This window comes from Pseudomonas mercuritolerans, assembly GCF_025706525.1.
GTDB classification, from domain to species: Bacteria; Pseudomonadota; Gammaproteobacteria; order Pseudomonadales; family Pseudomonadaceae; genus Aquipseudomonas; species Aquipseudomonas mercuritolerans.
In genome coordinates this window covers 577,032-603,920 of record NZ_JAMSHA010000002.1, presented here as the reverse complement: position 1 = coordinate 603,920, position 26,889 = coordinate 577,032, and the positions used below count along the sequence as shown (strand labels likewise).

23 protein-coding genes are annotated in these 26,889 nt (G+C 60.2%); 10 read left to right on the top strand and 13 right to left on the bottom strand.

All coding sequences use genetic code 11. The features are described from left to right. Positions 1 to 42: 42 nt before the first annotated feature. The 5 genes from ND528_RS07535 to ND528_RS07515 form a co-directional block, all read right to left on the bottom strand. Entirely contained in the window at positions 43 to 918 is an 876-nt protein-coding gene (locus ND528_RS07535; RefSeq protein ID WP_137214462.1) for a metal ABC transporter substrate-binding protein, read from the bottom strand. Between the two features lie 11 nt (positions 919 to 929). Further along, complete coding sequence (locus ND528_RS07530; protein WP_071171361.1) at positions 930 to 1,799, bottom strand: metal ABC transporter permease; 870 nt, start codon at positions 1,797 to 1,799, stop codon at positions 930 to 932. After that, on the bottom strand, positions 1,799 to 2,467 hold the full coding sequence (locus ND528_RS07525) for a metal ABC transporter ATP-binding protein (protein ID WP_263470005.1): 669 nt from the start codon (positions 2,465 to 2,467) through the stop codon (positions 1,799 to 1,801). The genes ND528_RS07530 and ND528_RS07525 overlap by 1 nt, the downstream gene beginning before the upstream one ends. Then, entirely contained in the window at positions 2,464 to 3,360 is an 897-nt protein-coding gene (folE2, locus tag ND528_RS07520; protein WP_263470004.1) for a GTP cyclohydrolase FolE2, read from the bottom strand. Before folE2 ends, ND528_RS07525 begins: the two co-directional genes overlap by 4 nt. A gap of 83 nt (positions 3,361 to 3,443) precedes the next feature. Beyond that, complete coding sequence (locus ND528_RS07515; RefSeq protein ID WP_263470003.1) at positions 3,444 to 3,821, bottom strand: glutamine synthetase; 378 nt, start codon at positions 3,819 to 3,821, stop codon at positions 3,444 to 3,446. A gap of 207 nt (positions 3,822 to 4,028) precedes the next feature. Between ND528_RS07515 and zigA the strand changes: the two genes are divergently transcribed. Both zigA and ND528_RS07505 read left to right on the top strand, forming a co-directional pair. After that, complete coding sequence (zigA, locus tag ND528_RS07510) at positions 4,029 to 5,234, top strand: zinc metallochaperone GTPase ZigA (RefSeq protein ID WP_263470002.1); 1,206 nt, start codon at positions 4,029 to 4,031, stop codon at positions 5,232 to 5,234. Next, positions 5,234 to 5,884, top strand: a complete 651-nt coding sequence (locus ND528_RS07505; protein WP_130911476.1) for a DUF1826 domain-containing protein — start codon at positions 5,234 to 5,236, stop codon at positions 5,882 to 5,884. The genes zigA and ND528_RS07505 overlap by 1 nt, the downstream gene beginning before the upstream one ends. A gap of 4 nt (positions 5,885 to 5,888) precedes the next feature. Here the strand turns inward: ND528_RS07505 and ND528_RS07500 are convergent, their stop codons facing one another. Continuing rightward, positions 5,889 to 6,245 carry an NADH:ubiquinone oxidoreductase gene (locus ND528_RS07500; RefSeq protein WP_130911477.1) on the bottom strand — a complete coding sequence of 119 codons (357 nt, stop codon included), beginning with the start codon at positions 6,243 to 6,245 and terminating at the stop codon, positions 5,889 to 5,891. Positions 6,246 to 6,286: 41 nt separating this feature from the next. Here ND528_RS07500 and ND528_RS07495 point away from each other — a divergent pair, with 41 nt between their 5' ends. Next, a complete protein-coding gene (locus ND528_RS07495; protein ID WP_137214456.1) occupies positions 6,287 to 7,258 on the top strand; it encodes a CobW family GTP-binding protein in 972 nt (323 codons plus the stop codon). 67 nt (positions 7,259 to 7,325) lie between these two features. Here ND528_RS07495 and ND528_RS07490 read toward each other — a convergent pair whose 3' ends face one another. Further along, positions 7,326 to 7,739, bottom strand: coding sequence for a DUF3301 domain-containing protein (locus ND528_RS07490; RefSeq protein WP_038861179.1), 414 nt, complete (start codon positions 7,737 to 7,739; stop codon positions 7,326 to 7,328). Between the two features lie 117 nt (positions 7,740 to 7,856). On the opposite strand from ND528_RS07490, the gene pdxY reads away from it, so the two are divergent. After that, on the top strand, positions 7,857 to 8,729 hold the full coding sequence (pdxY, locus tag ND528_RS07485; RefSeq protein WP_042608042.1) for a pyridoxal kinase PdxY: 873 nt from the start codon (positions 7,857 to 7,859) through the stop codon (positions 8,727 to 8,729). Between the two features lie 101 nt (positions 8,730 to 8,830). Here the strand turns inward: pdxY and ND528_RS07480 are convergent, their stop codons facing one another. After that, positions 8,831 to 9,313, bottom strand: a complete 483-nt coding sequence (locus ND528_RS07480; protein ID WP_016772447.1) for an acyl-CoA thioesterase — start codon at positions 9,311 to 9,313, stop codon at positions 8,831 to 8,833. A gap of 278 nt (positions 9,314 to 9,591) precedes the next feature. On the opposite strand from ND528_RS07480, the gene ND528_RS07475 reads away from it, so the two are divergent. After that, complete coding sequence (locus ND528_RS07475) at positions 9,592 to 11,355, top strand: cation:proton antiporter (protein WP_258604240.1); 1,764 nt, start codon at positions 9,592 to 9,594, stop codon at positions 11,353 to 11,355. Between the two features lie 21 nt (positions 11,356 to 11,376). Here ND528_RS07475 and ND528_RS07470 read toward each other — a convergent pair whose 3' ends face one another. The 3 genes from ND528_RS07470 to uvrD all read right to left on the bottom strand — a co-directional run bounded on the left by ND528_RS07470 (position 11,377) and on the right by uvrD (position 15,280). Continuing rightward, complete coding sequence (locus tag ND528_RS07470) at positions 11,377 to 11,784, bottom strand: SMI1/KNR4 family protein (RefSeq protein WP_038359443.1); 408 nt, start codon at positions 11,782 to 11,784, stop codon at positions 11,377 to 11,379. Between the two features lie 136 nt (positions 11,785 to 11,920). Next, on the bottom strand, positions 11,921 to 12,796 hold the full coding sequence (locus ND528_RS07465; protein ID WP_016772449.1) for a Tim44 domain-containing protein: 876 nt from the start codon (positions 12,794 to 12,796) through the stop codon (positions 11,921 to 11,923). 300 nt (positions 12,797 to 13,096) lie between these two features. Continuing rightward, the gene (gene uvrD / locus ND528_RS07460; protein ID WP_064365169.1) at positions 13,097 to 15,280 is read right to left on the bottom strand and encodes a DNA helicase II; all 2,184 of its coding nucleotides are present in this window, start codon (positions 15,278 to 15,280) and stop codon (positions 13,097 to 13,099) included. A gap of 257 nt (positions 15,281 to 15,537) precedes the next feature. Between uvrD and ND528_RS07455 the strand changes: the two genes are divergently transcribed. The 3 genes from ND528_RS07455 to ND528_RS07445 all read left to right on the top strand — a co-directional run bounded on the left by ND528_RS07455 (position 15,538) and on the right by ND528_RS07445 (position 19,840). Then, on the top strand, positions 15,538 to 18,411 hold the full coding sequence (locus ND528_RS07455) for an EAL domain-containing protein (protein WP_263470001.1): 2,874 nt from the start codon (positions 15,538 to 15,540) through the stop codon (positions 18,409 to 18,411). Between the two features lie 127 nt (positions 18,412 to 18,538). After that, a complete protein-coding gene (hexR, locus tag ND528_RS07450; RefSeq protein ID WP_007962240.1) occupies positions 18,539 to 19,405 on the top strand; it encodes a transcriptional regulator HexR in 867 nt (288 codons plus the stop codon). 231 nt (positions 19,406 to 19,636) lie between these two features. Further along, positions 19,637 to 19,840 (top strand): PA3496 family putative envelope integrity protein, encoded by a 204-nt coding sequence (locus tag ND528_RS07445; RefSeq protein WP_081932351.1) that lies wholly within the window; start codon positions 19,637 to 19,639, stop codon positions 19,838 to 19,840. Here the strand turns inward: ND528_RS07445 and ND528_RS07440 are convergent. Then, the gene (locus ND528_RS07440; protein WP_263470000.1) at positions 19,782 to 20,744 is read right to left on the bottom strand and encodes a LysR family transcriptional regulator; all 963 of its coding nucleotides are present in this window, start codon (positions 20,742 to 20,744) and stop codon (positions 19,782 to 19,784) included. The two genes, ND528_RS07445 and ND528_RS07440, sit on opposite strands and share 59 nt — an antisense overlap. Before the next feature lie 190 nt (positions 20,745 to 20,934). On the opposite strand from ND528_RS07440, the gene ND528_RS07435 reads away from it, so the two are divergent. Both ND528_RS07435 and oadA read left to right on the top strand, forming a co-directional pair. After that, the gene (locus tag ND528_RS07435; protein WP_024014853.1) at positions 20,935 to 22,350 is read left to right on the top strand and encodes an acetyl-CoA carboxylase biotin carboxylase subunit; all 1,416 of its coding nucleotides are present in this window, start codon (positions 20,935 to 20,937) and stop codon (positions 22,348 to 22,350) included. A gap of 101 nt (positions 22,351 to 22,451) precedes the next feature. Beyond that, entirely contained in the window at positions 22,452 to 24,260 is a 1,809-nt protein-coding gene (gene oadA / locus ND528_RS07430) for a sodium-extruding oxaloacetate decarboxylase subunit alpha (RefSeq protein ID WP_263469999.1), read from the top strand. A gap of 210 nt (positions 24,261 to 24,470) precedes the next feature. On the opposite strand, the gene ND528_RS07425 is transcribed toward oadA, so the two are convergent. Then, entirely contained in the window at positions 24,471 to 26,708 is a 2,238-nt protein-coding gene (locus ND528_RS07425) for an autotransporter outer membrane beta-barrel domain-containing protein (protein ID WP_263469998.1), read from the bottom strand. Positions 26,709 to 26,889 lie beyond the last annotated feature (181 nt).

Below are 26,889 nucleotides of genomic sequence, written 5' to 3'. Positions count from 1 at the left end.
GGGAGCGAGCCTGCTCGCGAAAGATCGGAAGTTCGCCTCAAGTCATGGCTGACGCAGCGCCTTGTACAGCGTATTGAGGTTGTATTCGAACAGTCCGGTAAAGGTGCTCGCCGGTCCGCTCGCCGCCAGTGCATCCGAGTACAGGGTGCCGCCAATGTGCGCGCCGCTTTCATCCGCGATCTGCTTGAGCAGGCGCGCGTCCTTGATGTTTTCCATGAACACCGCTTTGACCTTGGCCTGGCGAATCTGCGTGATCAGCGCAGCGACTTCGGCGGCGGAGGGTTCGCGTTCGGTGGATAAACCCTGTGGCGCGATAAAGTCGATGCCATAAGCCTGACCCAGATAGCCAAAGGCATCGTGGCTGGTGACGATCTTGCGATTGCCCGGCGGCAGCGCGCCGAGTTTGTTTTTGGCTTCGGCGAGCAGGGCATAGATCTGCTTGAGGTAGGTCTGGCTGTTGCGCTCGTAGTCAGCCTTGTTGCCCGGGTCGGCGGCGATCAGCGCCTTGGTAATGTTGGCGACGTATAACTCGGCGTTCGCCAGATTGTGCCAGGCGTGCGGATCCGGAACGGTCTCGCCGTCTTCATCAAGCGAACGTGGAATCACCCCGCGACTGGCACTGATCACCGTTGCCTTGCTCTCGGTGCTGGTCACCAGGCGATCCAGCCAAGGTTCGAAACCGAGGCCGTTCTTGATGATCACTTTGGCTTTGAGCAGCGCCTTGGCATCGTCAGGGGTCGGCTCGTAGGTGTGCGCATCGGCATCCGCGCCGACCATGTTGGTGATCTGCACATGCTCGCCGCCGACCTGATGAACCATGTCGGCAAGGATGCTGAAGCTGGTGACCACCGGCAGTTTTTCGGCGGCCGACAATGACATCGACAGCATCAGGCTGAACAGCACGAGTAGAGCGCGCATCGGGAAACACCTCATTGGGATGTGAGCAAAGGCGGGCGGCGCAGCAAACCGTGAACCGGTCCCAACACCACCGACAGCAGATAGCCGACCCCCGCGACCAGCACGATGGCCGGGCCGCTGGGCAGCGAGTAGTAGAACGACAGCAGCAAGCCGAGCCACACAGACACGCAGCCCATGACGGCGGCGACGGCAATCAGTATTGGCAGACGGCGACTCCAGAATCTCGACGCGGCAGCCGGAAGCATCATCAGCCCGACTACCATCAGTGCGCCGATGGCCTGAAAGCCGATCACCAGATTCAGCACGACCAGAGTCAGGAACACCCCATGAGCCAGCGGCCCGAGGCGACTGACCGTGCGCAAGAACAGCGGGTCGAGTGTGTCCAACAGCAGGGGTTTGTAGATCGCGGCCATGGCCATGAGGCTGATGGCCGAGACCCAAAGCATGCCGGTCAGTGTTGGCCCGTCTACGGCCAACGCTGAGCCGAACAGCAAATGCAAAAGGTCGAGGCGTTTGCCGGCAATACCGAGAATCAGCACGCCGCTGGCGAGTGAAATCGGATAGATCGCGGCGAGACTGGCGTCCTCGCGCAAACCCGTACGCCGGGTTATCCAGGCTGCAAGTCCGGCCATGCTCAGACCGGCTCCCAAGCCACCGAGGGTGAGTGCGGGAAGACTCAAACCGGCAAACCAGAATCCCAATGCAGCGCCCGGAAGGATGCCGTGGGCGACGGCGTCACCGATCAAGCTCATACGTCTGAGAATTAGAAAAACACCCAAGGGCGCCGTGCTGCACGCCAGCACCAGGCCACCGAGCAGGGCGCGGCGCATGAACACAAATTCGCTGAACGGCTGCCAGAAATGGCTGACGGTGGCGAGCATCAGGCGACCTGCATGTGCGGTGTCGGCTGGATCAGTTCTCGGCTGGTTCCGTACACGCAGTGGCCGTTTTTGATCAGCAGGGTATTCGGAATGTGTTGGCGGACAGCCGCCAGGTCGTGGCAGACCACGACCAGTGTCCGGCCCTCGGCATGCCAGTGGTGAATGTGTTGCCAGAGCAATTGCTGGCCGAGTTCGTCGAGTGCAGCGTGCGGTTCATCGAGCAACAGCACCGGGGCGTCAGCGAGGCTCAGTCGCGCGAGCAGGGCACGTTGTAGCTCACCGCCGGACAGGGCCATCAACGGACGCTGTTCGAGTCCAGTCAAATGCCAGTCTTCCAATGCGTTTTTCAGTCGCTGCGTGCGCAGTTGTGTCGAGAGTCTACGGCCCCAGAAACCTGCGGCGATGAGCTCTTCGAGGCTGATTGGAAACTGCCGATCCAAGTGCTGCTGTTGCGGCAGAAAGGAAATTCCGCTTTGGCGTGGAACAGCCATTTCCACCTTGCCGGCAAGGGGCTTCTGCAAACCGGCGATGACTTTCAGCAGGCTGCTTTTGCCGCAGCCGTTGGCGCCGATTATGGCGGTCAGGCTGGCGCTTTCGAACTCAAGACTCAGGGGCGTCGTCAGCGGTTGGCCGGGTGCGCCCCAAGCCAGCGATTGGCAGCGGATCATTTTTGCTCCCGCTGCCAGCTGCTTTCGGCGACCGCGTCGTGGGCATGCAGGCTTTCGGCGTGGATCACGCGGATGTGGAATTGGTTGACGCCGGGCGTGCGCTGCAGTGCCTGATTGAGGCGGCGGGCGGCGTCTTCGCAGAACATCAGGTTTTGCCCATTGGCAAGAGCGAAGGCTTGCTCGTCGGGGCGCTTTACTGCGGTCTGCACGGCGGTGCCGAGGGCTGCTTCGGCGCCATTGATGATCGCGGTCAGCGGTAGCTCGTCGATGAAACTGTCGAGATGCAGGTGCAGTTGCGCATAGCTGCGTTGGCTGTGCGGTGTCGCCACGATCCCTTTGGTTGAGCCAAGCCATGCCAAAACATCTGCGTGTTGCAGAGACTTGTTGGCGAAATCGTCGACGAATTGCTGTTGGATCAGCTGCCTTGCCAAGGCTGCGGAGCATGGGCACGTTGAGGAATAGGGCAGTTCAATTTTTAGTTCCACGTGGAACATTTGCTGTTTCAGGCTCGCTGAAATGGACGCCGGATAGGATTTCCAGCCGGCCAAGGGGCTGACCAACGCGGGTCGTTTCAGCAACAAGTCGGTGTGAATATTCAGATACGCGCAGGCGGATAGACCTTGATGGCTTGTCAGAAAACCCTTGAGTACCTGATGCAGCAAAGCGGGAGAAAGGCTTCGCTGTTCGAGGGTTTCGAGTGCCAGATACAAGCGCGACATGTGAATACCACGCGCTTCACCATCATCGAGACTCACGCCAGCGTCGACTCTGGCGCTGAGGCATTGGCCTTCAAGCACAACGGGTAGAGCAATCCCACGCATGCCTACCCAGTCGAGGGGCAGTGCCAAGCGTGCAGATTGGGCGGCGATATCCGGGAGAGTAAGAGCATTCATGGTTGAGACCGTCGTGTTGATCTCTATTTACGTTACATTATAACAATCCATTCAGCGATGCTTTTTTCATGAAAAGGTTTTCACTAGCAGCCCGTCATCCGGCTGCAAGTGAACCTTACGCTGCTACCGCCCGAGCTGGAGAAGCGGTTGATGGTTGTCCAGCCGACACGGCGGGTATAGCCAACCCAAGCCTCGCCATCGGAGGCGATGCCGGTAAAAAAGGTCAATTGGCCGAAGCGGCTGTTGGTTTGCGCCCAATAGCGATGGCCGTCCTTCTCGAATCCGCGCAGGTAAAGCGTGGTGCCTACCGTATTGACGCTATAGGCATTGCCGTCGGCGTCCACACATGCCATCAAATTAGCGCTGCGCGTGCAGTGCGCGAGCGCCGGCATTTGCGCTTGGGCTTGGCCGGCCAGCGACATAGCAAAGCTCAAAAGCAGGTGCTTCAACCCATTGTTCATTGGGAATTTCCACGATCGGTGCTGCGACAAATTACGAATTCTCCTGTGTCGGACTAGCAAGCTTTGATTGTTATACTATAACATCATCCGTAACCAGCCTGAGCCGCCGATTACAATCGTTTGCCTTCATTGTCCCGAGTAAATGAAGCGCAACACGCCAAGCGCACCTCAAAGCGCAAATCGGCTGCCATTTATGAGGATTATCCAATGTCAGCCAAATTGCCCGTCACCGTACTTTCAGGATTTCTCGGCGCGGGAAAAAGTACACTTTTGAATTACGTACTACGTAACCGAGACGGCTTGCGCGTTGCGCTGATCGTCAACGATATGAGCGAGATCAACATCGATGGCAGTGAAGTCCAGCGCGATGTCAGCCTGAACCGCGCTGAGGAAAAACTCATCGAAATGAGCAATGGCTGTATCTGCTGTACGTTACGTGAAGATTTACTGGAAGAAGTCAGCAAACTCGCTCGCGAGGATCGTTTCGATTACCTGCTGATCGAATCCACCGGCATTTCCGAACCGCTTCCGGTCGCTGAAACCTTCACCTTCCGCGATGAACAGGGGCAAAGCCTCGCCGACATTGCTCGCCTGGATACCATGGTCACCGTGGTCGACGGTGTGAATTTCCTGCTCGATTACCAGGCGGCCGAAAGCCTCGCCTCTCGCGGCGAGATTCTCGGTGAAGAAGACGAGCGCTCCATCACCGATCTGTTGATCGAGCAGATCGAGTTCGCCGACGTCCTGCTGATCAGCAAAATCGACCTGATCAGCCAGCACGAGCGTGAAGAACTCACCGCCATCCTCAAGCGCCTCAATGCCCAGGCTGAAATCATTCCAATGGTGATGGGCGAAATCCCCCTGGAGAAAATCCTCAACACCGGTCGTTTCGATTTCGATCAGGCCGCACAAGCGCCCGGATGGCTACAGGAATTGCGCGGTGAGCACGTCCCGGAAACACAGGAATACGGCATCGCCTCGACGGCCTACCGCGCGCGCCGGCCATTTCACCCGCAACGCTTCTTCAGCTTCATCGATCGGCCTTGGCTGAACGGCAAGCTGCTGCGCTCCAAAGGCTTCTTCTGGCTGGCCAGCAAACCCACCGATGCCGGTAGCTGGTCGCAGGCTGGTGGCTTGATGCGGCATGGCTTTGCCGGTCGCTGGTGGCGTTTTGTGCCGAAGAATCAATGGCCGCAGGATCAGGAAAGCGTCCAGGCGATCATGGAAAACTGGACTCCAAGCGTAGGAGATTGCCGCCAGGAACTGATATTCATCGGTCAAAACATAGATTTCCTACAACTGTCCGCCGAACTCGATGCCTGCCTTTTGACCGACGAAGAAATGGCCATGGGTGTAGAAGGCTGGCGCTTGCTGCCTGATCCATTCGGCCCTTGGCAAGAAGAGGCCGCCTGATGCTCGCACTCAAAGATCAGCCGCTTCTTACCCGTCATCAGCACCAGGGGCTGACACCGGAAACATTGACGCGAATCCTGGAAGACCAGACCAATCTCGCCGTCTGGCAACGTCAGCTGCCCGTGCACATTGCCGATTTTGCGCAATTGGTGCTGTCGCTCAACGAGCCCTTGGCCGAGTCGCTGTGTCTGGAATTGCCCGACGAAGATGCCGAACCGGATCTCGCCGGTCTGGCTGCAGGGCTGCGTGATCTGCAGGGTTTCGAAGGTTTCATGAGCGATCTCAAATGGCTGATCAGTGCCTTCGCCTGCCTGCTCGGTGCGCGGCGTATCGGCGTGCGTTTGCGTGTGCTGGACAAGGCCATGTGTCCGCGCTTCCACGTCGATCACGTGCCGGTGCGCTTGATCACAACTTACGCTGGCATCGGCAGCCAATGGCTTGAGGAGGGCGCGATGGATCGCCTGCAACTTGGCCAGGCCAATGCCGAACCGCAAGGTGCAGCGTCGATTCGCCAGCTCAACAGCGGCGACGTCGCGTTGCTCAAAGGCGAAAAATGGCACGGCAATGAAGGCTTCGGCCTGATCCATCGTTCGCCGCAACCGGCGCCCTGTGAGCGCCGTCTGCTGCTGACCCTCGACTGGCTCGGCTGACACATCAGGGTTTGCGCCAGGCGCCCTGGCTCTGGCTTTCGCAATACGGCTTGAGATACGCCGCATCAGTGGCCACGCCGTAATAGTGGATATCCTGGCGATAGGGCATATTGGCGACTTGCGCGTTGCTGCACACGCCGAAAGCGCCGCTCGGGCACTGGTCGACGTATTGCACCTCGACCTTCTGCCCGGCCAGCGTCGGTTGGCAGAAGCCGTCATTGAACAATTTTTGCGGAATCGTCCTGTTCTGCTGACAGACTTTGACGTCGAGCCGTTCGCCCTGCGTGTGCACCACGCAGGCCTGGGCCCACGCTTCACTCGACAGCAGCGCCAACAGCAACGACCATCCCGACCAGCGCATCTTCGATCTCCTCAATAACAGTCCGCAGAAAAGTGCCCACCATGTTGCAGAACATTCCGACCCACGTCATCGCCGGCCCGTTGGGCGCCGGCAAGACCAGCCTGATTCGTCAGTTGCTGGCGCAACGGCCTGCGGACGAACGCTGGGCGGTGCTGATCAACGAGTTCGGCCAGATTGGTCTGGACGCCGCGTTGCTCTCTCGCGACGACGATGGTATCGCACTGGGTGAGGTGGCCGGGGGCTGCCTGTGTTGCGTCAATGGCGCGCCATTCCAGATCGGCCTCGGCCGCTTGCTGCGCAAGGCCAGGCCGGATCGACTGTTTATCGAGCCATCCGGGCTGGGCCATCCGGCGCAGTTGCTCAAGCAATTGAACGAGGCGCCGTGGCTGGGCGTGCTGGCGGTTCAGCCCTGTGTGCTGGTTCTGGACGCTCAGGCACTGCACGCGGGTAGAACCCTGCCGGACGCTCAGCAGCAAGCGTTGGCCAGCGCGGGTTTGCTGTTGTTGAACAAGGCCGAAGATCTCGATGAAGCGGTTCGAGAGAAAATCGCCAGCCAGTTGCCGCCCGTCAGGCTGATCTGGACGCAGCAAGCGCAACTGCCTCTGAGCGAGCTTCCGGGGCTGAAAGCAAAAGCAAAAGCGAACGAAGGCGCAGGGCATCTGCCGCTGCCCACTGGATTGGCACAGCTGCCAGCGGTCTGGAGCGATCCGGCCGAACCGATTTGCCTGAGCCAGTTACAGGAGGGTGGGTGGAGCATCGGTTGGCGCTGGCATCCGGGGCAGGTATTTGATCAAGGACGCATCGCCGATTGGCTGAGCGGTATGAACTGGAAGCGCGCGAAACTGGTTATCCACAGCGCGAATGGCTGGATGTCGGCCAATGCACTGGAAAATGCCGAGCTGGACTGGCAGGTAAGTGAATGGCGAAAAGATTCGCGGATCGAGCTGATTTTCAGTGGTCTTGAGGAAGTTGAAATGCTTCAGGCGGGGCTTGCTGCTTGCCGGAAGCTTTAGAAGCAAAAGATCGCAGCCTTCGGCAGCTCCTACAGGACGTGCATGTACGCGCCGGTGTTGTGGCGTTTCAAGGCTTCCACTTGGTATGTTCCTGGCGCCACTGGCTCAGCTCGATGACTTCGGCGCGAGGCTTATGCACTTCGACCACTGGCGGCGTGTCGTCGAACGGCGCCGGGTAGGGCGCCAGTTCAATCTGCGCACTGTGCGCGCCGAACTGGGTGACGGTGCCGTTGTGGCGGCTTTCGCCAGTCACGGTGAACTCGAAGTTGTAGACCCGCGCCAGTCGTCGGCGACCGTTGGCATCCCTGATCAGACCGATCTTTTTCAGCGCGACGTTACCGTCCAGCAGCTCCACGCCGACGTTGGTGCAATGCTGTTTGACCCGCTCCAGCGCGCGCTCGCGCAAGCCGTGGTTGTGCCATAGCCAGGCGCCAGCGGCGGCGAACAGCATCAACACAAAGATGTTTTCCAGGGTCAGCATCTACATCGAACTCCAAATGATGGCGTCAGCTTAACTGTCTCGCCGGTCTGTCGTACAGGCTGTGTTTCGTCGCATACTGCGCGGCTTGAATTTCAATCGTTCTACGGAATGACCCGAATGAAACGTACGCCTCATCTGCTCGCCATCCAGTCCCACGTGGTGTTTGGCCACGCCGGCAACAGCGCTGCGGTTTTTCCGATGCAGCGCGTCGGGGTCAATGTCTGGCCGCTCAACACCGTGCAGTTCTCCAACCACACCCAGTATGGTCAGTGGGCCGGTGAAGTGCTGGCGCCGCAGCAGATTCCCGAGCTGATCGAAGGCATCGCCGCGATTGGCGAGCTGGGCAACTGCGACGCGGTGCTGTCCGGCTACCTCGGCAGTGCCGCGCAGGGCCGGGCGATTCTCAGCGGTGTGGCGCGGATCAAAGCGGTCAATCCGAAGATGCTGTATCTGTGTGATCCGGTGATGGGCCATCCGGAGAAGGGTTGCAGCGTGCCCACCGAGGTCAGCGATTTCCTCCTTGATGAGGCCGCGGCCGTGGCGGACATCATGTGCCCGAACCAGTTGGAGCTGGACAGTTTTTCCGGGCGCAAGCCGCAGTCGCTGTTCGATTGCCTGGCGATGGCACGGGCGCTGCTGGCGCGCGGACCGAAAGCGGTACTGGTCAAGCATCTGGATTATCCGGGCAAACCGGCGGATGGCTTCGAGATGCTGCTGGTAACCGCCGAGGGCAGTTGGCATCTGCGCCGTCCGTTGCTGGCGTTTCCGCGTCAGCCGGTGGGCGTCGGCGATCTGACATCCGGTCTGTTCCTGGCGCGGGTGTTGCTGGGCGACAGCCTGCTGGCGGCCTTCGAATTCACCGCAGCGGCAGTGCATGAGGTGTTGCTGGAAACCCAGGCGTGCGCCAGTTACGAGCTGCAACTGGTGCGGGCGCAGGATCGCATTGCGCATCCGCGGGTGAAGTTCGAGGCTACCGCGATCAGTCTCTGAGACCGGGTCGTCTTTATTCGCGAGCAGGCTCGCTCCCACAGGAAGAATGCATTCCAGATGTGGGAGCGAGCCTGCTCGCGAAAGCAATCAATCAAGGCTGATCAGGCGTCGCCCTTGATCTCCTGATAACGCTTCTCCAGCTCCTGGCGAATCTGCCGACGCTGCTGCGCCTGCATGAAGCGGCGCTTGTCTTCGCTGTTCTGCGGTTGCAGCGGCGGCACGGCGGCCGGTTTGCGCTGATCATCCACCGCGACCATGGTGAAGAAACAGCTGTTGGTGTGGCGCACCGAGCGTTCGCGGATGTTTTCGGTGACCACTTTGATGCCAACTTCCATCGACGTGTTGCCGGTGTAGTTGACCGAGGCCAGGAACGTCACCAGTTCGCCGACATGAATCGGCTCACGGAAAATCACCTGATCCACCGACAGGGTTACCACGTAGCGCCCGGCATAACGGCTGGCGCAGGCGTAGGCCACTTCGTCGAGGTATTTGAGCAGGGTACCGCCGTGGACATTGCCAGAGAAGTTGGCCATGTCGGGGGTCATCAGTACCGTCATCGACAGCTGGGCGTTTCCGGGTTCCATAACGTTCTCACGGATCAAGGCTGATTGCAGGAAGCGCCTCTGCGGGCACCTGGTGGCTTTTCAAAAAGCACCGTTATCGGGACGCCGCGCGGCGGGCCGCCGTCACGCCGGTAGCGATCTGTTTCCATATATTGCACCGGCTTCCAGAGCGAAGTCGCGGTGTTAACCTGCAAAAGCCCTGCCCAAGGGCAATTCCTACATTAAAAGCGGATTTTTACCCTGCTCGCGCAGAACGTCTGACGTCTGTCCGCGCGCCTCGTCATCAAGGAGCCCACGCCATGCACGCCATCAGTTTCATTCAGGATCTGGCAGTGATCATGCTGGTCGCGGGCGTGGTGACCGTACTGTTTCATCGTTTCAAGCAGCCGGTGGTGCTCGGCTACATCGTCGCCGGCTTCATCATCGGCCCGCATACGCCGCCGTTCGGCCTGATTCACGATGAAGAAACCATCAAGACCCTGGCCGAACTCGGGGTGATCTTCCTGATGTTCTGCCTCGGCCTGGAGTTCAGTCTGCGCAAGCTGTTCAAGGTCGGGGCGACGGCATTCATTGCCGCGTTTCTCGAAATCATCCTGATGATCTGGATCGGTTACGAAATCGGCCGCTGGTTCGACTGGAACACCATGGATTCGTTGTTCCTCGGCGCGATTCTGGCGATCTCCTCAACTACCATCATCGTCAAAGCGCTGAACGATCTGAAGATGAAGAACGAGCGCTTTGCGCAGTTGATCTTCGGTGTGCTGATTGTCGAGGACATCCTTGGCATCGGCATCATCGCGCTGCTGTCGAGCATCGCCGTCAGCGGCACGGTGAGTTCGGGTGAAGTGTTTTCCACGGTCGGCAAGCTGTCGCTGTTCATGATCGTCGCGCTGGTCATCGGCATTCTGTTGGTGCCGCGTCTGCTGGCTTATGTGGCGAAATTCGAAAGCAACGAGATGCTGTTGATCACCGTACTCGGCCTGTGTTTCGGCTTCTGCCTGCTGGTGGTCAAGCTTGAATACAGCATGGTGCTCGGCGCTTTCCTGATCGGTGCGATCATGGCCGAGTCGAAGCAGTTGTTGAAAATCGAGCAGTTGGTCGAGCCGGTTCGCGACTTGTTCAGTGCGATCTTTTTTGTCGCCATCGGCTTGATGCTCGACCCGCTGATTCTCATCGAATACGCCTGGCCGATCGCGGTGATCACCGTGGCCGTGGTGCTGGGCAAGATGTTGTCCTGCGGCCTCGGTGCGTTTATCGCTGGCAACGACGGACGGACCTCACTGCGGGTCGGCATGGGTCTGTCACAGATCGGCGAATTTTCCTTCATCATCGCCGCGCTGGGCATGACCTTGCAGGTGACCAGCAACTTCCTCTATCCGGTCGCCGTGGCCGTGTCGGTGATCACCACACTGCTGACGCCGTATCTGATCCGCGCGGCGGACCCGCTGTCGATCAAGCTGTCGGCGGCCGTGCCCAAGCGGCTCGGGCGGGTGCTCGGCATGTATGGCGAATGGTTGCGCAGTATTCAACCGCAGGGCGAGGGTGCGCTGCTGGCGTCGATGATCCGGCGGATCCTGTTGCAGGTCGGGGTCAATCTGGCGCTGGTGATTGCGATCTTCTTTGCCGGCGCATACTTCGCCGAGCGCATGTCGTTGTGGCTGCAGGACTGGATCAGCGATCCGAGCTGGCAGAAGGCTCTCATCTGGGGCGGTGCGTTGCTGGTCTCGCTACCGTTCCTGATCGCGGCTTATCGCAAGCTCAAGGCGCTGTCGATGCTGCTGGCGGAAATGGGCGTCAAGCCGGAGATGGCCGGGCGTCACACGCAGCGAGTGCGCCGGGTGATCGCCGAAGTGATCCCGATTCTCTCGCTGCTGGTGATTTTCCTGCTGTTGGCAGCCTTGTCGGCCAGTATCCTGCCGACCAACAAGCTGCTGGTGCTGATCGCCGTCGTGGCGGCCGCCGTAGCGGCGCTGCTCTGGCGCTGGTTCATCCGCGTGCATACGCGGATGCAGGTGGCCTTGCTGGAAACCCTCGACAACCACAAGGAGTCGTCGGGGCATTGACCTGCCGGGGCGTGTGGCGGATCAGCTTTCCAGCCAGACGTCCCGCGCCCAGTGCCACACCGATTCCCAGGTTTCTTCGGCAATCAGTTCTTCTTCGGCCTGCCACAGCACCACGGTGCCGTCTTCTTCGACACAGTAGTAGTCATCGCCGTCCTGACAGATCGGGATCAAGCTGCGATCAACACCCACATCCCATGCATTGGCTGCCACGTCCGGCAGGTAGGTGTGCGATTGCGGATCAGTGACGGTCACCGGCTCGAGGCTGCCATAGACCACATCGCTGACGGTCAGCAAAAATTCCTTGAAGACGAACGGAATGTCGATGAACAGTTGTTCTTCGATTTCTACCAGCAGGTCTTCGTCAGGCAATTCCAAAGGAACCGGTACGGGTTCGTTGGCTTCGCGCAGTTGTTCGATGATTTCTTCCACGTCCGGGATCCTCTTGCTTGAATGGCGCGGTTTATATGGGCCGGTTTATACAGTAGCTCGCCATAGATGCAACCGTGAAATGAAAAACCCCGGCCGAGGCCGGGGTTCTGTTACCGCAAGTGAAGCGCAGCAGGGATCAGCCGTTCTGGCGGATACCGGCGACCAGCCAAGGCTGGTTGTCGCCCTGCGGACGTTCCATGTTCCAGCTTTCGCTGAACACTTCGCCCTGGTCGAAACGCGAGGTTTTCGACACGCCGGTGAAGGTCAGGGTGGCGATGGTCTTGTCGGCACGATCGTCGACGCCGTCCAGTTGCACCTGCAGGTTGTCGATGTAGGTCGACTGGAAGCCGTCGCCCAGATCCGCACGCTCACGCTTGAGGAACTCAAGCATTTGCGGGGTCACGAACTCGGCGATCTTGTCCATTTCGTTGGCGTCCCAGTGCTGCTGCAGCGACTGGAAGTGGCTGCGCGCGGCTTCAAGGAAGCGCTCTTCGTTGAACCAGGCCGGTGCGTTGATCACTGGACGGGCGGCAGCCGGAGCAGCCGAACCACCGAAGATCGAACCCATGGCGGCAGGCTTCTGCTCGAACACTTCACGCTGCATCGGCGCGCCGGCCGGAGCGAATTGCTCCTGCTGCTTGCGACGACGGGCGGCGATGAAGCGGAAGATCACGAACGCGATCAGCGCCATGATCAGGATGTCGAAGATCTGCATGCCCTGGAAGCCGTCGCCCATGAACATCGACGCGAGCAGGCCACCGGCGGCGATGCCCGCCAGAGGGCCGAGCCAGCGCGAAGCACCGCCGGCCTTGGCCGCGGCGCCAGCAGCACCGGCAGCGCCAGCGGTCGCTGCTGCGCCGCCCACGCCAGGAGAAGAAGGAGCCATCTGGCTGGTCTGGTGCGTCGGCGCAGCGCCGGCGCTTTTGCCACCACCAAAGCGCTTGGCGTTGGCGTCGAGGCTCATCGTCAGGCCGATGCACAACGCCATGGCGATGCTAAGAAAACGTTTCATAAAGGGTATTCCCGTTTTGTGGAGACACGCGCGCCATGTTGCACAGCTGAAGTGTTACTGGCTAGCGAGAGAGTGTTTCGGGCTTTTGCCTGACAGGTCGCGTTCAGCTTGGCGAGGCAATCAGCCGATGTACTTTTGTCTGTAGGAAAAGGCGATAGGTTCAGAGGGATTGATGCACTTGCGCCGCATAACCTGTGGGAGCGAGCCTGCTCGCGAAGGCGTCGTGTCAGGCAAATGATTGCTTGATGTGACAGCGCTTTCGCGAGCAGGCTCGCTCCCACATGAGTTCAGTGCTGGTAGTTAGATGGCTTCCAGCTTGGCATAGCCGAGCATCAGCCACTTGCTGCCTTCGCTGAAGTTCACCTGCACCCGGGCTTGGGCGCCGGAGCCTTCGAAGTTGAGGATCACGCCCTCGCCGAAGATCGAGTGACGTACGGCCTGACCGAGCACAAAACCGGTTTCCGGAATCTCGCTGCCGCTGAACAGATTGCTGCCGCTCATCGACTGGTTGCCGCCGAACGGTCGGCTGACGCTGTTGGACAGACGCACTTCCTGAATCAGGCCTTTCGGCACTTCGCGGACGAAACGCGACACCTTGTTGTAGGTTTCGCTGCCGTACAGGCGTCGGGTTTCGGCGTAGGTCATCACCAGATTCTGCATCGCCCGGGTGATACCGACATAAGCCAGACGTCGTTCTTCCTCGAGACGCCCCGGTTCTTCCAGGCTCATCTTGTGCGGGAACAGGCCTTCTTCCATGCCCACGAGGAACACGTAAGGAAATTCCAGACCTTTGGCGCTGTGCAGGGTCATCAGTTGAACGCTGTCTTCGTGCTCGTCGGCCTGAGTGTCGCCGGCCTCCAGCGAAGCGTGACCGAGGAACGCCGCCAGTGGCGTCAGTTCTTCGTCCTCTTCGGTGTTCTCGAAGTTGCGCGCGGCGCTGACCAGTTCTTCAAGGTTTTCTACCCGGGCCTGGCCTTTCTCACCTTTTTCCGCTTCGTGATAAGCGATCAGGCCGGACTGCTCAATGACAGTTTGCGTCATCAGGTGCAGCGGCATCTCGGCGCACTTGGCGGCGAGGTTCTCGATCAGTTCGATAAACGCACCGAGCGCACTGGCGGCGCGACCGGTCAGGCCTTTGTTGGCGACCAGTTGGCGCATCGCTTCCCACATCGACACATCGCTGTGTCGCGCATGTTCGCGAATCGCTTCGACGGTTTTCTCGCCGATGCCCCGGGCCGGCACGTTGATCACCCGTTCCAGCGCCGCATCGTTGCCGCGACCTTCAAGCAAGCGCAGGTAGGCCATGGCGTTCTTGATTTCTGCGCGTTCGAAGAAGCGCTGCCCGCCATAGATGCGGTACGGGATGCGCTCGCGCAGCAGGGCTTCTTCGAGCACCCGCGACTGGGCGTTGGAGCGGTACAGAATGGCGATATCGCTACGCGCCAGACCGGTTTTCAGCGCGCTTTCGATGGTTTCCACCACGTAGCGCGCTTCGTCGTGTTCGTTGAACGCGGCGTACAGATTGATCGCTTCGCCGTCGCCACCGTCGGTCCACAGCTCTTTACCGAGACGCCCGGTGTTGTTGGCGATCAGCGCGTTGGCGGCTTTGAGGATGCCGGCAGTGGAGCGGTAATTCTGCTCCAGACGAATCGTCTCGGAGTCCGGGAAATCGGAAGAGTACTGATGGATGTTCTCGATCTTCGCCCCGCGCCAGCCGTAAATCGATTGGTCGTCGTCGCCGACCACCATCAGGCTGTCGCCGCCCTTGCCGAGCAGGCGCAACCAGGCGTACTGCACGGCGTTGGTGTCCTGGAATTCGTCGACCAGAATATGCCGGAAGCGCTTTTGGTAGTGCGCCAGCAGGCCGGGGTGATCGCGCCACAGATCGAGGGCGCGCAGCAGCAGTTCGGAGAAATCGATCACGCCGGCCCGCAGGCACGCTGCCTCGTAGGCTTCGTAGATGCCGCGCATGGTGGCCAGGAACAAGTCGCCGCTGGCCTGAATGTGTTGCGGCCGCAGACCTTCGTCTTTCTGGCCGTTGATGAACCACTGCGCCTGACGCGCCGGCCAGCGCTGCTCGTCCAGACCGAGCTCGCGGATCACCCGCTTGACCAGACGCTGCTGGTCATCGCTGTCGAGAATCTGGAAGGTCTGGCTCAGGCCCGCTTCCTGCCAGTGCGCGCGCAGCAAGCGGTGCGCGAGGCCGTGGAAGGTGCCGACCCACATGCCGGCCGGGTTGATGCCCAGCAACTGCTCGATGCGATGGCGCATCTCGGCAGCGGCCTTGTTGGTGAAGGTCACCGACAGGATGGAGTGAGGCGAGGCGTTTTCGACCTGGATCAACCAGGCGATACGGTGCACCAGCACTCGGGTTTTACCGGAACCGGCGCCGGCCAGGACCAACTGACGGCCAACGGGGGCTGCTACGGCCTGGCGTTGGGCATCGTTGAGGGAGTTCAGCAGAAGGGAGAGATCATCGCGCATCGGGGCATTCTAGGGTGCGCCGCAGGCCCGGGCAAACCGTGCGTTGCATTAGCCGATGAAAGTGCTGCCGATGACGACCGGTCGGTCACTGGCTGCAGGCTTCGGCCCGTCTCGCCTGAGGGGTTGCAGCGGTGCGCAAGCGGCGGAAAATTTACCCGCAATTGTGATCGGCAGCAGTTTGGCAACGGGATCGGCTTGTGTATGCTCCGTCCACGTTTCGGGCGCACGCCCTCCTTATAAGAACAAGAACGTTGCCCATGATCCTCAGCGCCGAACTGTCGGGGCCCTCCATGGACCCCCGGGTGATCCGCAAGCACTATGCCGTCGAAATGGCGGTGGAGCGCACGCGTCTGCTGTATCAGGGCTCGTTGTTGCCCACGCTGTTCATGTTGATCAATGGTCTGGTCTGCGCCGCTTTGCTCTGGAGCCCGCAGCGCTACTTCGTGGTCAGCGTCTGGCTGGTGTGGCTGCTGTCGCTGGTCGCGCTGCGGGTGATTCAGGTAGCCGCGTTCGATTCGGCGATTCCCGATCGCCAGGCCCAGCCGATCTGGTTCCGCATGTTCCTGCTCGGTTCGACCATGACCGGCCTGACCCTCGCCGGTGCCGGCATTGCGCTCGTTCCCGCTGACAACTTCATGCAGCAAGCCTGGGTGTTCGGCCTGATCGGCGCGGCAACACTGTCCGCCAGCGTCGCCTACGCGGTGAGCCTGCCGGCGTTCCTCTCGTTTACCTTGCCGTGCCTGCTGCCAGCGATCGGCTACCTGTTCTGGGGCGGCGACGATCAGGCACGAGGCTGGGGCTGGCTGGGCTTGATCCTGCTCGGCTCGCTGAGCGTGGTGGCGTGGCAGGTCAATCGGCTGATTGACCGCGGATTGCTGCGGCGCTTCCAGAATCAGCACCTGATCGAGCATTTGCAGCAAGCGCAAACGCGCAGCGAACAACTCAATCAGGAGCTTGGTAAAGAGATCGAACAGCGCCGCTGTGCCGAAGCGCAATTGCGTGAAGCGCAGGTCGACCTCGAAGATCGCGTGGCCCAGCGCAGCCGCGAACTGGACGCGGCCAATCAGGCCCTGAGCAAAAGCGAAGCGCGCCTGGCGCTGGCGCTCAAGGCCAGTGAGCTCGGATTGTGGGACTGGAACCTGCAGACCGACGAAGTCCACCACACACAGATTCAGGAACTGTTCGGCCTCGCCCCGGAATACGTTACGGCGCTGCTGCGCGACCTCAAGCCGCGACTGCACCCTGAAGATGTGCCGTCACTCAAGTTTGCCCTGGTCGAGCATCTGAAGGGGCGCACCGAGGATTATCAGGTCGAGTATCGCCTGCGCCACGGTGACGGTCACTGGGTGTGGATCGAGGACCGTGGTCGCGCCGTAGAGCGCAGCGCCAGCGGCCGGGTGATCCGCATGGTCGGTACTCGCCGCGATATCAGCGCCAGCAAAAGCCTCGAAGAGCAGCAGCGGCTGGCGGCGACGGTGTTCGAAGCGGCCAGCGAAGGCATCGTGATTCTCGACCCGGACTACGCGCTGATTGCGATCAACCAAGCGTTCAGCCGGGTTACCGGTTACGAGATCGACGACATGCTCGGGCGCAACGTCGTAGAGTTGCCGTGCAGCCGCGATGCCCGTCGTCACTACGTGGCGATCCGTCATGCGCTGGAGCAGCATGGGAGCTGGCAGGGCGAGCTGGTGGAGACGCGCAAGAACGGCGAGCTGTATCCGCAATGGCTGCAACTCAATGCCGTGCGTGACAATCGTGGCAATGTCAGCCACATCGTCGGCTTCTTCGCCGATCTCTCGGCGCGGCGGGCCTCGGAAGAGCGTATGCGCTATCTGACCCATTACGACGAGCTCACCGGCCTGGCCAACCGTTCACTGTTCCGCGAGCGTCTGCACGAAGCCCATCAGCGGGTGCGCCAGGGCGGGCGCCGCAGTCTCGCATTGCTGCACATCAATCTCGATCGCTTCAAATTGCTCAATGACAGCCTCGGCCATGAAGTCGCCGATCAGTTGCTGCAGAAGATGGCGCGGCGGCTGGTCAATGCCTTGCCGGAAGCCGACACCATTGCGCGCTTGTCCGGTGACGAGTTTGCCGTGCTGTTCGATGCCTACGGCAATCTGTCGAGCCTGGCTCGGGTAGCGACGCGGCTGTCGGCCAAGCTGCGTTTGCCGCTGAGTGTCGACGGGCATGAATTGGTAGTCAGCGCTTCGATGGGCATCAGCCTGTTGCCGGACAACGCGCGGGAAATCTCGGCGCTGGTCAGCCAGTCGAACATGGCCATGCAACATGCCAAACATCTGGGCGGCAACAATTTCCAGTTCTACACCGACAGCCTGCAAGCCAGCACACTCGAACGTTTGCAGCTGGAAAACCACCTTCGCAGAGCTATTGAAGAACAGCAACTGACGGTGTTCTACCAACCGAAACTGTGCCTGCAAACCGGTCGCCTGAATGCCGCTGAAGCGCTGGTGCGCTGGGATCATCCGAGCATGGGCCAGGTGCCGCCGGCGGATTTCATTGGCCTGGCCGAAGAGACCGGTCTGATCGGGCCGATCGGCGAATTCGTTTTGCGTCAGGCGTGCTGGCAAGCGTGCGAATGGCAGCGCCAGGGCCTGGCGCCGATCCGCGTGTCGGTGAACCTGTCGGTGCATCAGCTGCGCCAGGGCAAGCTGGTCAGTCTGGTGCGGCAGGTGCTGGAAGAAACCGGGCTGGCGCCGCACTGCCTTGAGCTCGAATTGACCGAAAGCCATTTGCTCGACAGCGTCGAACACATCATTGCCACCTTCCAGCAGTTGCGCGATCTGGGGGTGAAATTGGCGATCGATGATTTCGGCACCGGTTATTCCTCGTTGAGTTATCTCAAGCGCATCCCGGTGGACTACGTGAAAATCGATCAGGCATTCATTCGCGGCTTGAGCGAGGGCAGTGCGGACGCGGCGATCACTCGCGCGATCATCGCCATGGCCCACGGACTGGCCCTGAAAGTCGTGGCCGAGGGCGTCGAGCGGCAGGATCAGTTGGAATTTCTGCGCGTCGAGCGCTGCGACGAAGTGCAGGGTTATCTGATCAGCCGGCCGGTGGATGCTGCCGGTCTGGCCGGGCTTTTGCGCGATCAGGGAAATCCGCAGTAAGGGCTACATACAGCTCAGCGTGCCTGATGCCGGGACATCGAGTTACGCATTGAGCAGGCAAAATGCCCATTCATGTAGTATAACTACAAGCTTGCTACATCCTTGCCCACAAGAAGAGTCCAGCCCCTTGAATCTGCTGCAACACATCGCCCAGTCACGTCACCTGTTACGCAAGTCGGAGCTCAAGGTCGCCGACCACGTGCTGCTTGACCCTGCGGCAGTGATGCACAGTTCCATGGCCGACCTGGCTCACAGCGTCGGCATCAGCGAGCCGACCATCGTGCGTTTCTGCCGCGCGATCGGTTGTTCCGGCTTTCAGGACCTCAAGCTGAAACTGGCGCAAAGCCTGGCCGCCGGCGCCAGCTTCGGCCAGTTCGCGATCCACGAAGACGACTCCGTCGCCGACTACAGCCTGAAGATTTTCGACACCACGCTGCACACCCTGATGGAAGTGCGCGAAAAGCTCGACCCGGTCGAGTTGCAGCGCGCGGTGACGCTGATGTCGCAGGCGCAACGCGTCGAGTTCTACGGCTTCGGTGCTTCCGGTGCGGTGGCCGCGGATGCACAGCACAAGTTCTTCCGTTTGCTGCTGACCGCGGCGGCATATTCCGATCCGCACATGCAGGCGATGTCGGCGGTAACGCTGAAGCCCACCGATGTGGCGATCTGTATTTCCCAGTCAGGGCGCTCCAAGGATTTGCTGATCACCGCTAACCTCGTTCGCGAAAGCGGGGCATCGCTGATCACCCTGTGCCCGAGTCAGACGCCGTTGGCGGAGTTGTCGACCGTCAATTTGGCGATCGATGTGCACGAAGACACCGAAATCTATACCCCGCTGACCTCGCGCATCGCTCACCTGGTGGTGATCGACGTGCTGGCGATGGGCGTGGCCATGGCCCGCGGGCCGAGCCTGGTCAATCACCTCAAGAGCGTCAAGCGCAGTCTGCGCAGTTTGCGCTTGTCGCCCAAGGCCGTGAAAGCGCTGGACGACTAAGTCCAAGGTCTGCCGACCTCTTCGCGAGCAGGCTCGCTCCCACAGAGTTCTGCTGTAAACACAAATTCTGTGTCTGCCGGAGATCAAAATGTGGGAGCGAGCCTGCTCGCGAAGGCGCACCTGCAAACACCGCACATTTGAAATTTTCATCAGTCTGTAACCCTGACGCAGCCAAACCGTCATCCTCCACGCCTATCGTAAAACTCCCGTACTCGCCCTGGGAGACTCGAAATGGCTCAGCCCTACGAAGAACGCAACAGCGCCGCGAAAACCCGTCGTCAGCAGGAAGACCAGCGCCGCATGGAATTCCGCCGCGCAATCGAGGATCGCTTCGAACTTCGCCAGCTTCAGGCCGAGATCGGCGATTTTCCCGAGATCACTCACTGGCAGGCGACGCCCGCAGCTTCCCGTCGAAACGCTCAACCAACGCAATAATCTGCGCCCGCTCGCTGCGGATAAACGCCAGGAAGGCGTGCGCCACCGGTGACAGCCGCTTGGCTTTGGCCTGCACCAGGCACCAGCTGCGCAGCAGCGGCAACTCTTCGACCGGCAGCTCGATCAGGCCGCCGGTCGCCAGCTCCAGGTTCAGGGCGTGGCGCGTCAACAGCGCCAGGCCCAGACCCGCCACCACGCATTCGCGCTGGGCTTCGGCGGACGCTACTTCCTGGGTCTGGGTGAAATGCACGCGCTTTTCCTTGAAGTATTCCTCGCAGGCCAGACGCGTGCCAGAACCCGGCTCGCGGATCAGCAGCGTATACGGCTCCAGATCCTGCAAGCGCAACGGGCCCATGTGCGCCAGCGGGTGATCCGGACGCGCCACAGCGACAATCGGATTGTTGAGAAACGGCAGAAATTCCAGGCCCATGTCCTGCGGCACCATCGACATAATCACCAGATCATCGCGGTTGTCCGAGAGGCGGCGGATGACCTGGCCACGGTTGACCACGGTCAGCTGCAAATTGACTTCCGGATGCTGGCGCTTGAACGCAGCAAACAGATGCGGCACGAAATATTTGGCGCTCGATTCCACTGCCAGTTTCAGCTGACCCTGCAGCGAACCCTGCATGTCCGACAGTTGCATATCGAGATTTTCCAGCCGCCCGAAAATGTCGCGACTGGCACGCTGAAGCGCTTCCGCCGCCTCGGTCATGTAGAGTTTTTTGCCGACATAGTCGAATAACGGTTGGCCAATCAGCTCTTCAAGCTGACGGATCTGTAGGCTCACGGCCGGTTGTGTGAGGGACATTTCCTCAGCAGCGCGGCTGTAGGAACGTAAATCACACACCTCATTGAAGATCTGCAATTGACGCAATGTCATACGCATCAATGACTTACGCATTTTATTCAAGCTCGGTTGGCGGTCAGATGAGTCGACTATAAGTGTTTACTTATGCCTGACCCAATTTTTATTCATTTTTGTTAATCCCTCAGCAGCGCTAGTGTGGACCTGCGACTGAATTGAAACATTTGGTCACGCGTCGACCTGGCTCCAGCAGGTCGTGGTGCCACCGGCTCAAGGGAATTTCCAAGTGATAAAAAAGATCCTGATCGCCAACCGTGGTGAGATTGCCGTACGCATCGTACGAGCCTGCGCCGAAATGGGCATTCGCTCGGTTGCGATTTTCTCCGACGCCGATCGACATGCCTTGCATGTGAAGCGTGCGGACGAGGCCCACAGCGTGGGTGCCGAGCCACTGGCCGGCTACCTGAACCCGCGCAAGCTGGTGAACCTGGCCGTGGAAACCGGCTGCGATGCGCTGCACCCCGGCTACGGTTTCCTGTCGGAAAACGCCGAGCTGGCGGAAATCTGCGCTGAGCGCGGCATCAAATTCATCGGCCCGTCGGCGGAAGTCATCCGGCGCATGGGCGACAAGACCGAAGCGCGGCGCAGCATGATCAAGGCCGGCGTACCGGTGACACCCGGCACCGAGGGCAACGTCTCCGGCATCGAAGAAGCCTTGGTTGAGGGCGACCGCATCGGTTACCCGGTAATGCTCAAGGCCACCTCCGGTGGTGGCGGTCGCGGTATCCGTCGCTGCAACAGCCGCGAAGAACTCGAACAGAACTTCCCCCGGGTCATCTCCGAAGCCACCAAGGCGTTCGGTTCGGCGGAAGTGTTCCTGGAAAAATGCATCGTCAATCCCAAGCACATCGAAGCGCAGATCCTTGGCGACAGCTTCGGCAACGTCGTGCACCTGTTCGAGCGTGACTGCTCGATCCAGCGCCGCAATCAGAAGCTGATCGAGATCGCGCCGAGTCCGCAGCTGACCCCGGAACAACGCGCCTACATCGGCGACCTGTCGGTGCGTGCGGCCAAGGCAGTGGGTTACGAGAATGCCGGCACCGTGGAGTTCCTGCTCGCCGAGGGCGAGGTGTACTTCATGGAAATGAACACGCGGGTGCAGGTGGAACACACCATCACCGAAGAAATCACCGGCATCGACATCGTCCGCGAACAGATTCGCATCGCTTCCGGCCTGCCACTTTCGGTAAAGCAGGAAGACATCCAGCACCGTGGCTTTGCGTTGCAGTTCCGTATCAACGCCGAAGACCCGAAGAACAACTTCCTGCCGAGCTTCGGCAAAATTACCCGTTACTACGCCCCCGGCGGCCCGGGCGTGCGCACCGACACGGCGATCTACACCGGCTACACCATTCCGCCGTTCTACGACTCGATGTGCCTGAAACTGGTGGTCTGGGCGCTGACTTGGGAAGAGGCGATGGACCGTGGTCTGCGGGCGCTGGACGACATGCGTCTGCAAGGCGTGAAGACCACCGCCGCCTACTACCAGGAAATCCTGCGCAACCCGGAATTCCGTAGCGGCCAGTTCAATACCAGCTTCGTTGAAAGCCACCCGGAACTGACCAACTACTCGATCAAGCGCAAACCCGAAGAGCTGGCCCTGGCCATCGCCGCCGCCATCGCCGCCCACGCAGGCCTATGAATGAAGCAGCTGCGAGCTTTCAGCTGCAAGCGGCAAGTAAAAGCAGATTGGCTTTTTCTTGCAGCTCGTAGCTTGAAGCTTGCCGCTATGAGGAGATACCAATGACTAAGAAGATCTTCGTTACCGACACCATCCTGCGCGACGCTCACCAATCGCTGCTCGCCACCCGCATGCGCACCGAAGACATGCTGCCGATCTGCGACAAGCTCGACAAGGTCGGCTACTGGTCGCTGGAATGCTGGGGCGGCGCGACGTTCGACGCCTGTGTGCGCTTTCTCAAGGAAGACCCGTGGGAGCGCCTGCGCCAACTGCGCGCCGCACTGCCCAACACCCGTCTGCAAATGCTCCTGCGCGGGCAGAATCTGCTCGGCTATCGCCATTACAGCGACGACGTGGTCAAAGCCTTCGTCGCCAAAGCAGCGGTGAACGGCATCGACGTGTTCCGCATCTTCGATGCGATGAACGATGTGCGTAACCTGCGCGTCGCCATCGAAGCGGTGAAGGCGGCCGGCAAACACGCACAGGGCACCATCGCCTATACCACCAGTCCGGTGCACACCATCGATGCTTTCGTCATCCAGGCCAAGCAAATGGAGTCCATGGGTTGCGACTCGGTGGCGATCAAGGATATGGCCGGTCTGCTGACCCCGTACGCCACTGGTGAACTGGTTCGCGCGTTGAAAGCCGAGCAGTCGCTGCCGGTGTTCATCCACTCCCACGATACTGCTGGCCTGGCCGCCATGTGCCAGCTCAAGGCGATCGAAAACGGTGCCGATCATATCGACACCGCAATCTCCAGCTTCGCCTCGGGCACCAGCCACCCGGGCACCGAGTCGATGGTTGCCGCGCTCAAAGGCACCGAGTACGACACCGGCCTGAATCTGGAACTGCTCCAGGAAATCGGCCTGTATTTCTACGCCGTGCGCAAGAAGTACCACCAGTTCGAAAGCGAATTCACCGCCGTCGACACCCGTGTGCAGGTCAACCAGGTGCCGGGCGGGATGATTTCCAACCTCGCCAACCAGTTGAAAGAGCAGGGCGCTCTGAACCGCATGAGCGAAGTGCTCGCAGAAATCCCGCGCGTGCGTGAAGACCTCGGCTTCCCGCCGCTGGTGACCCCAACCTCGCAAATCGTCGGCACCCAGGCATTTTTCAACGTACTGGCCGGCGAACGCTACAAGACCATCACCAACGAAGTGAAGCTGTATCTGCAGGGCGGCTACGGCAAGGCACCGGGCGTGGTCAATGAAAAACTGCGGCGTCAGGCGATCGGCAGCGAAGACGTCATCGACGTGCGCCCGGCCGATCTGCTCAAGCCGGAAATGACCAAGTTGCGTGCCGATATCGGCGCACTGGCCAAGTCCGAAGAAGACGTACTGACCTTCGCCATGTTCCCGGACATCGGCCGCAAGTTCCTCGAGGAGCGTGCCGCCGGCACCCTCACGCCGGAAGTGCTGTTGCCAATCCCGGAAGCGGGCACCGTTGCCTCGGCCGGCGGCGAAGGCGTGCCGACCGAGTTCGTCATCGATGTGCACGGCGAGACCTATCGCGTCGATATCACCGGTGTCGGCGTCAAGGCCGAGGGCAAGCGCCACTTCTATCTGTCCATTGACGGCATGCCGGAAGAAGTGGTGTTCGAACCGCTCAACGAATTCGTTGGCGGTGGCAGCAGCAAACGCAAACAGGCCTCGGCGCCGGGCCACGTGAGCACCACCATGCCCGGCAACATCGTCGATGTGCTGGTCAAGGAGGGCGACAGCGTCAAGGCTGGCCAGGCGGTACTGATCACCGAAGCGATGAAGATGGAAACCGAAGTCCAGGCCGCCATTGCCGGCAAGGTCACCGCGATTCATGTGGCCAAGGGCGACCGGGTCAACCCGGGCGAAATCCTCATCGAGATCGAAGGCTGAGATAACAGTCGCGATCCAACGCTTTAAACCTCGGGGGAGCATGTGCTCCCCTTTTTTTTACCTGTGATTTTCGACCTTGTCAGGTCATTGCCAGGGATCACATGTGGGAGCGAGCCTGCTCGCGAATGCGTCAAGTCAGCCAACATCATCTTCGAGTGTTCCACCGCTTTCGCGAGCAGGCTCGCTCCCACAGGAGTGGTGTTCAGCCCGTCAGAACGCCATGCGCCATTGTCCCGCTACGCCATACGTTCGGCTGTCATTGCCCATTTCGCCCGTCAGGCCCACGCCGAGTGTGTGCGCCGCCGACAGGCCAAGATCCAGCCCCGCATCTACTGACAGGCTATTCCGATCCAGCGCCGCGCCGGTCACTTCGAAAGGCTTGCCGCCCTTGCGCAGTTGTTGGCGGGTGTCGTTGTCGATCGTGCCGAAGGTATGTTTCCAGCCTGCGCTCAATCGCGGGGTCAAATGCATGCCGTTATCCAGCGAGTTGACCTGCGCTAGCCGCAGACCAAAAGTGCTGCTGAAGTTGTCGCGGGTCTGCCCATGGATTTTCAGCGCGGCGTCGCCACCTTTTTCGTTGTAACTGTCGCGTTGATAGTGCTGATAGCCAAGGCTGGCGTAGGGTTCGAGGGTGAAGTTGTCGCGGCCCAGGTTGAACCCGACTTCGGCGAATGCCTGTTGAGTATGGGCGTCGTAGTTGCCCTTCAGGCGATCGTTGAAACCCTTGAACGCGACCCGTCGTGTGCTGCTGCCGTCATGGCTGGCGTAGGTGACGCCGAGACGCAACGACAGCGGACCGTGCTGGCGCACGGCGTAGGCGCCCAAATGCCAGCTGTCGAGGTCGCCGTCGTACTGGCGAGCATCGAGTTTGGTCTGCGATTTGCCACCGAGCAGGCCGACATGCCAGTGCTCGTCGAGTCGCCAGTCAGCGCCCATTACCAGACCCTGGGTGGTGTGTTTGAGGCTGCTGTCGAGATCGCGATCCACATTGCCGCCGTGGCCCAGCGCTTGAACCCACACCCGACCGGAGTCTTTGTTGCCTGCGGCCTGACGAGGTGAACCGCGCGAGCCGTAGGTCGAGCCGGAATGCTTGTCCAGTTGCCGCATCGCCGAGAGCATGCTCGCACTGACCGGCGTGACACTGCTCAAAGTGGCTTTGACAAGGTTGGCGTTGCTGCCTGCGGCAAGTTGATCAAGGGCGATGGGCGCGGTGGTTTTATCGCTGGTCAGCAGTGCGGCGACGGCCCTGTTGGTGCCGATATCGAAAGCTCGAGTGGAAGCCCCTCGATTATCCATGCTCTGCGCAATCGAACGACCACTGCGCGTTTGGGCCAGGTCTTCGAACCCTACAGCGTTGCGCACGTAGTGCAGCTTCACGGCGTTTGGCTCATAGGAAAGCGTGGGCTTCATGTAGGCCAGATTGGTGGTGACCTCTCCGAACTCGCCATCAATGACGTTTGCAGACAGCAGCCGGTACTCATTGATACGAGCGTAGTCGCCCGGTACGCCGTAAATCTCGACACGCGCACCTCCCAGGCTAGCGGTGCCCTGAACATGCACGGGATCTGATCCGCGGTCGGCAGATACGGCGTAAGAAAACACCGCGTCCTGATGGAGCGTCAGATTGCCCTTGATATTGGGAGAGCCGTGTTGCTGGCTGGCAAGCAGTGTTCCTGCAACATACAGCCCCGTCACGTGTCCATAACCGCCAAACACCGCTCCCGGGTCGACATCGACACCATTGATCGATGCGTAGTTGAGCAGCACTGCGTCCGCTTTGACGTCGGCATCACCCTCGAAAGCGTGACGCAGGGTCCACTGCCCACGTGCGATTCGCATGGCCGAGAAATTGCGTGTTTTGCCGATCTCGCCGCCTTCCGCAGCATTGAACAACAGCCCGTTCGCACCTTCGCCACCGTCCAGGCGACCGTCCCAACGGGCGCCCTTATTGATCACCAGCAGGTCATCTCCATCGCCCAGTTGCAGGGATACGCCGTCGATATTCTCGAGCGGGCTCGAGACAAAAGAGCGCTGCGTCGTGATCGCCAACATGTCGCGTTCAAACGGGTCGACGAGATCGAATTCCTCATCGCCGGTTTCCTCCACCACGAACTCTGGAAACTCCAGCCCTTCATAAAAGGCCGGACTGAAATCCTCGATCGCAACTGTCGCGCGTATGGCATCGACCGAAGGCGCTTCAGAGGCCTGCCCGGGCGACGGAGAAGTGTGCTCCAGCGGGCCGATGAATTCCTTGATCGCAAACAAGTCATCAGGATCCGCTTTCGGCGCGGGTGTTTTCTTCTTTCGAGGCTTGGCGGTTTTGTCTTCGCTGATCTCTGCAGAAACCTGGACGTCAGGTTGCTGTTCGATGGACGCCTCGGCAGATCCGATCGTCAGCGCGATCGCCAGAGCGAGGTGATGGGGACGGTATTTGTGTAGGGCAGGCATCAAGTTCAACCTCCTTGTATGAGAGGCTCAACTCTATTGCTGCCTTGAAAAAAACGCTGTCGGTCGGTTCCTGATGCTGTGCAGGCTACGTCGGATCGTTCTGTCGAAAATCCTCACGGGATTTCGCAAACAGAGCTTTTACGCAGCATCGCCGGTTCTTTTTCCTACGGCTTGGTACTGT

Excerpts from the sequence above, each read along its gene's own strand:
- folE2 (WP_263470004.1), bottom strand. The coding sequence starts at position 3,360 with ATGAATGCTCTTACTCTCCCGGATATCGCCGCCCAATCTGCACGCTTG.
- ND528_RS07525 (WP_263470005.1), bottom strand. The coding sequence starts at position 2,467 with ATGATCCGCTGCCAATCGCTGGCTTGGGGCGCACCCGGCCAACCGCTG.
- pdxY (WP_042608042.1), top strand. The coding sequence starts at position 7,857 with ATGAAACGTACGCCTCATCTGCTCGCCATCCAGTCCCACGTGGTGTTT.
- ND528_RS07425 (WP_263469998.1), bottom strand. The coding sequence starts at position 26,708 with ATGCCTGCCCTACACAAATACCGTCCCCATCACCTCGCTCTGGCGATC.
- ND528_RS07505 (WP_130911476.1), top strand. The coding sequence starts at position 5,234 with ATGCTCGCACTCAAAGATCAGCCGCTTCTTACCCGTCATCAGCACCAG.
- ND528_RS07440 (WP_263470000.1), bottom strand. The coding sequence starts at position 20,744 with ATGCGTAAGTCATTGATGCGTATGACATTGCGTCAATTGCAGATCTTC.
- ND528_RS07455 (WP_263470001.1), top strand. The coding sequence starts at position 15,538 with ATGATCCTCAGCGCCGAACTGTCGGGGCCCTCCATGGACCCCCGGGTG.
- oadA (WP_263469999.1), top strand. The coding sequence starts at position 22,452 with ATGACTAAGAAGATCTTCGTTACCGACACCATCCTGCGCGACGCTCAC.
- ND528_RS07535 (WP_137214462.1), bottom strand. The coding sequence starts at position 918 with ATGCGCGCTCTACTCGTGCTGTTCAGCCTGATGCTGTCGATGTCATTG.
- ND528_RS07445 (WP_081932351.1), top strand. The coding sequence starts at position 19,637 with ATGGCTCAGCCCTACGAAGAACGCAACAGCGCCGCGAAAACCCGTCGT.
- ND528_RS07490 (WP_038861179.1), bottom strand. The coding sequence starts at position 7,739 with ATGCTGACCCTGGAAAACATCTTTGTGTTGATGCTGTTCGCCGCCGCT.
- ND528_RS07500 (WP_130911477.1), bottom strand. The coding sequence starts at position 6,245 with ATGCGCTGGTCGGGATGGTCGTTGCTGTTGGCGCTGCTGTCGAGTGAA.
- uvrD (WP_064365169.1), bottom strand. The coding sequence starts at position 15,280 with ATGCGCGATGATCTCTCCCTTCTGCTGAACTCCCTCAACGATGCCCAA.
- ND528_RS07495 (WP_137214456.1), top strand. The coding sequence starts at position 6,287 with ATGTTGCAGAACATTCCGACCCACGTCATCGCCGGCCCGTTGGGCGCC.
- ND528_RS07465 (WP_016772449.1), bottom strand. The coding sequence starts at position 12,796 with ATGAAACGTTTTCTTAGCATCGCCATGGCGTTGTGCATCGGCCTGACG.
- ND528_RS07480 (WP_016772447.1), bottom strand. The coding sequence starts at position 9,313 with ATGGAACCCGGAAACGCCCAGCTGTCGATGACGGTACTGATGACCCCC.
- ND528_RS07515 (WP_263470003.1), bottom strand. The coding sequence starts at position 3,821 with ATGAACAATGGGTTGAAGCACCTGCTTTTGAGCTTTGCTATGTCGCTG.
- ND528_RS07530 (WP_071171361.1), bottom strand. The coding sequence starts at position 1,799 with ATGCTCGCCACCGTCAGCCATTTCTGGCAGCCGTTCAGCGAATTTGTG.
- zigA (WP_263470002.1), top strand. The coding sequence starts at position 4,029 with ATGTCAGCCAAATTGCCCGTCACCGTACTTTCAGGATTTCTCGGCGCG.
- ND528_RS07475 (WP_258604240.1), top strand. The coding sequence starts at position 9,592 with ATGCACGCCATCAGTTTCATTCAGGATCTGGCAGTGATCATGCTGGTC.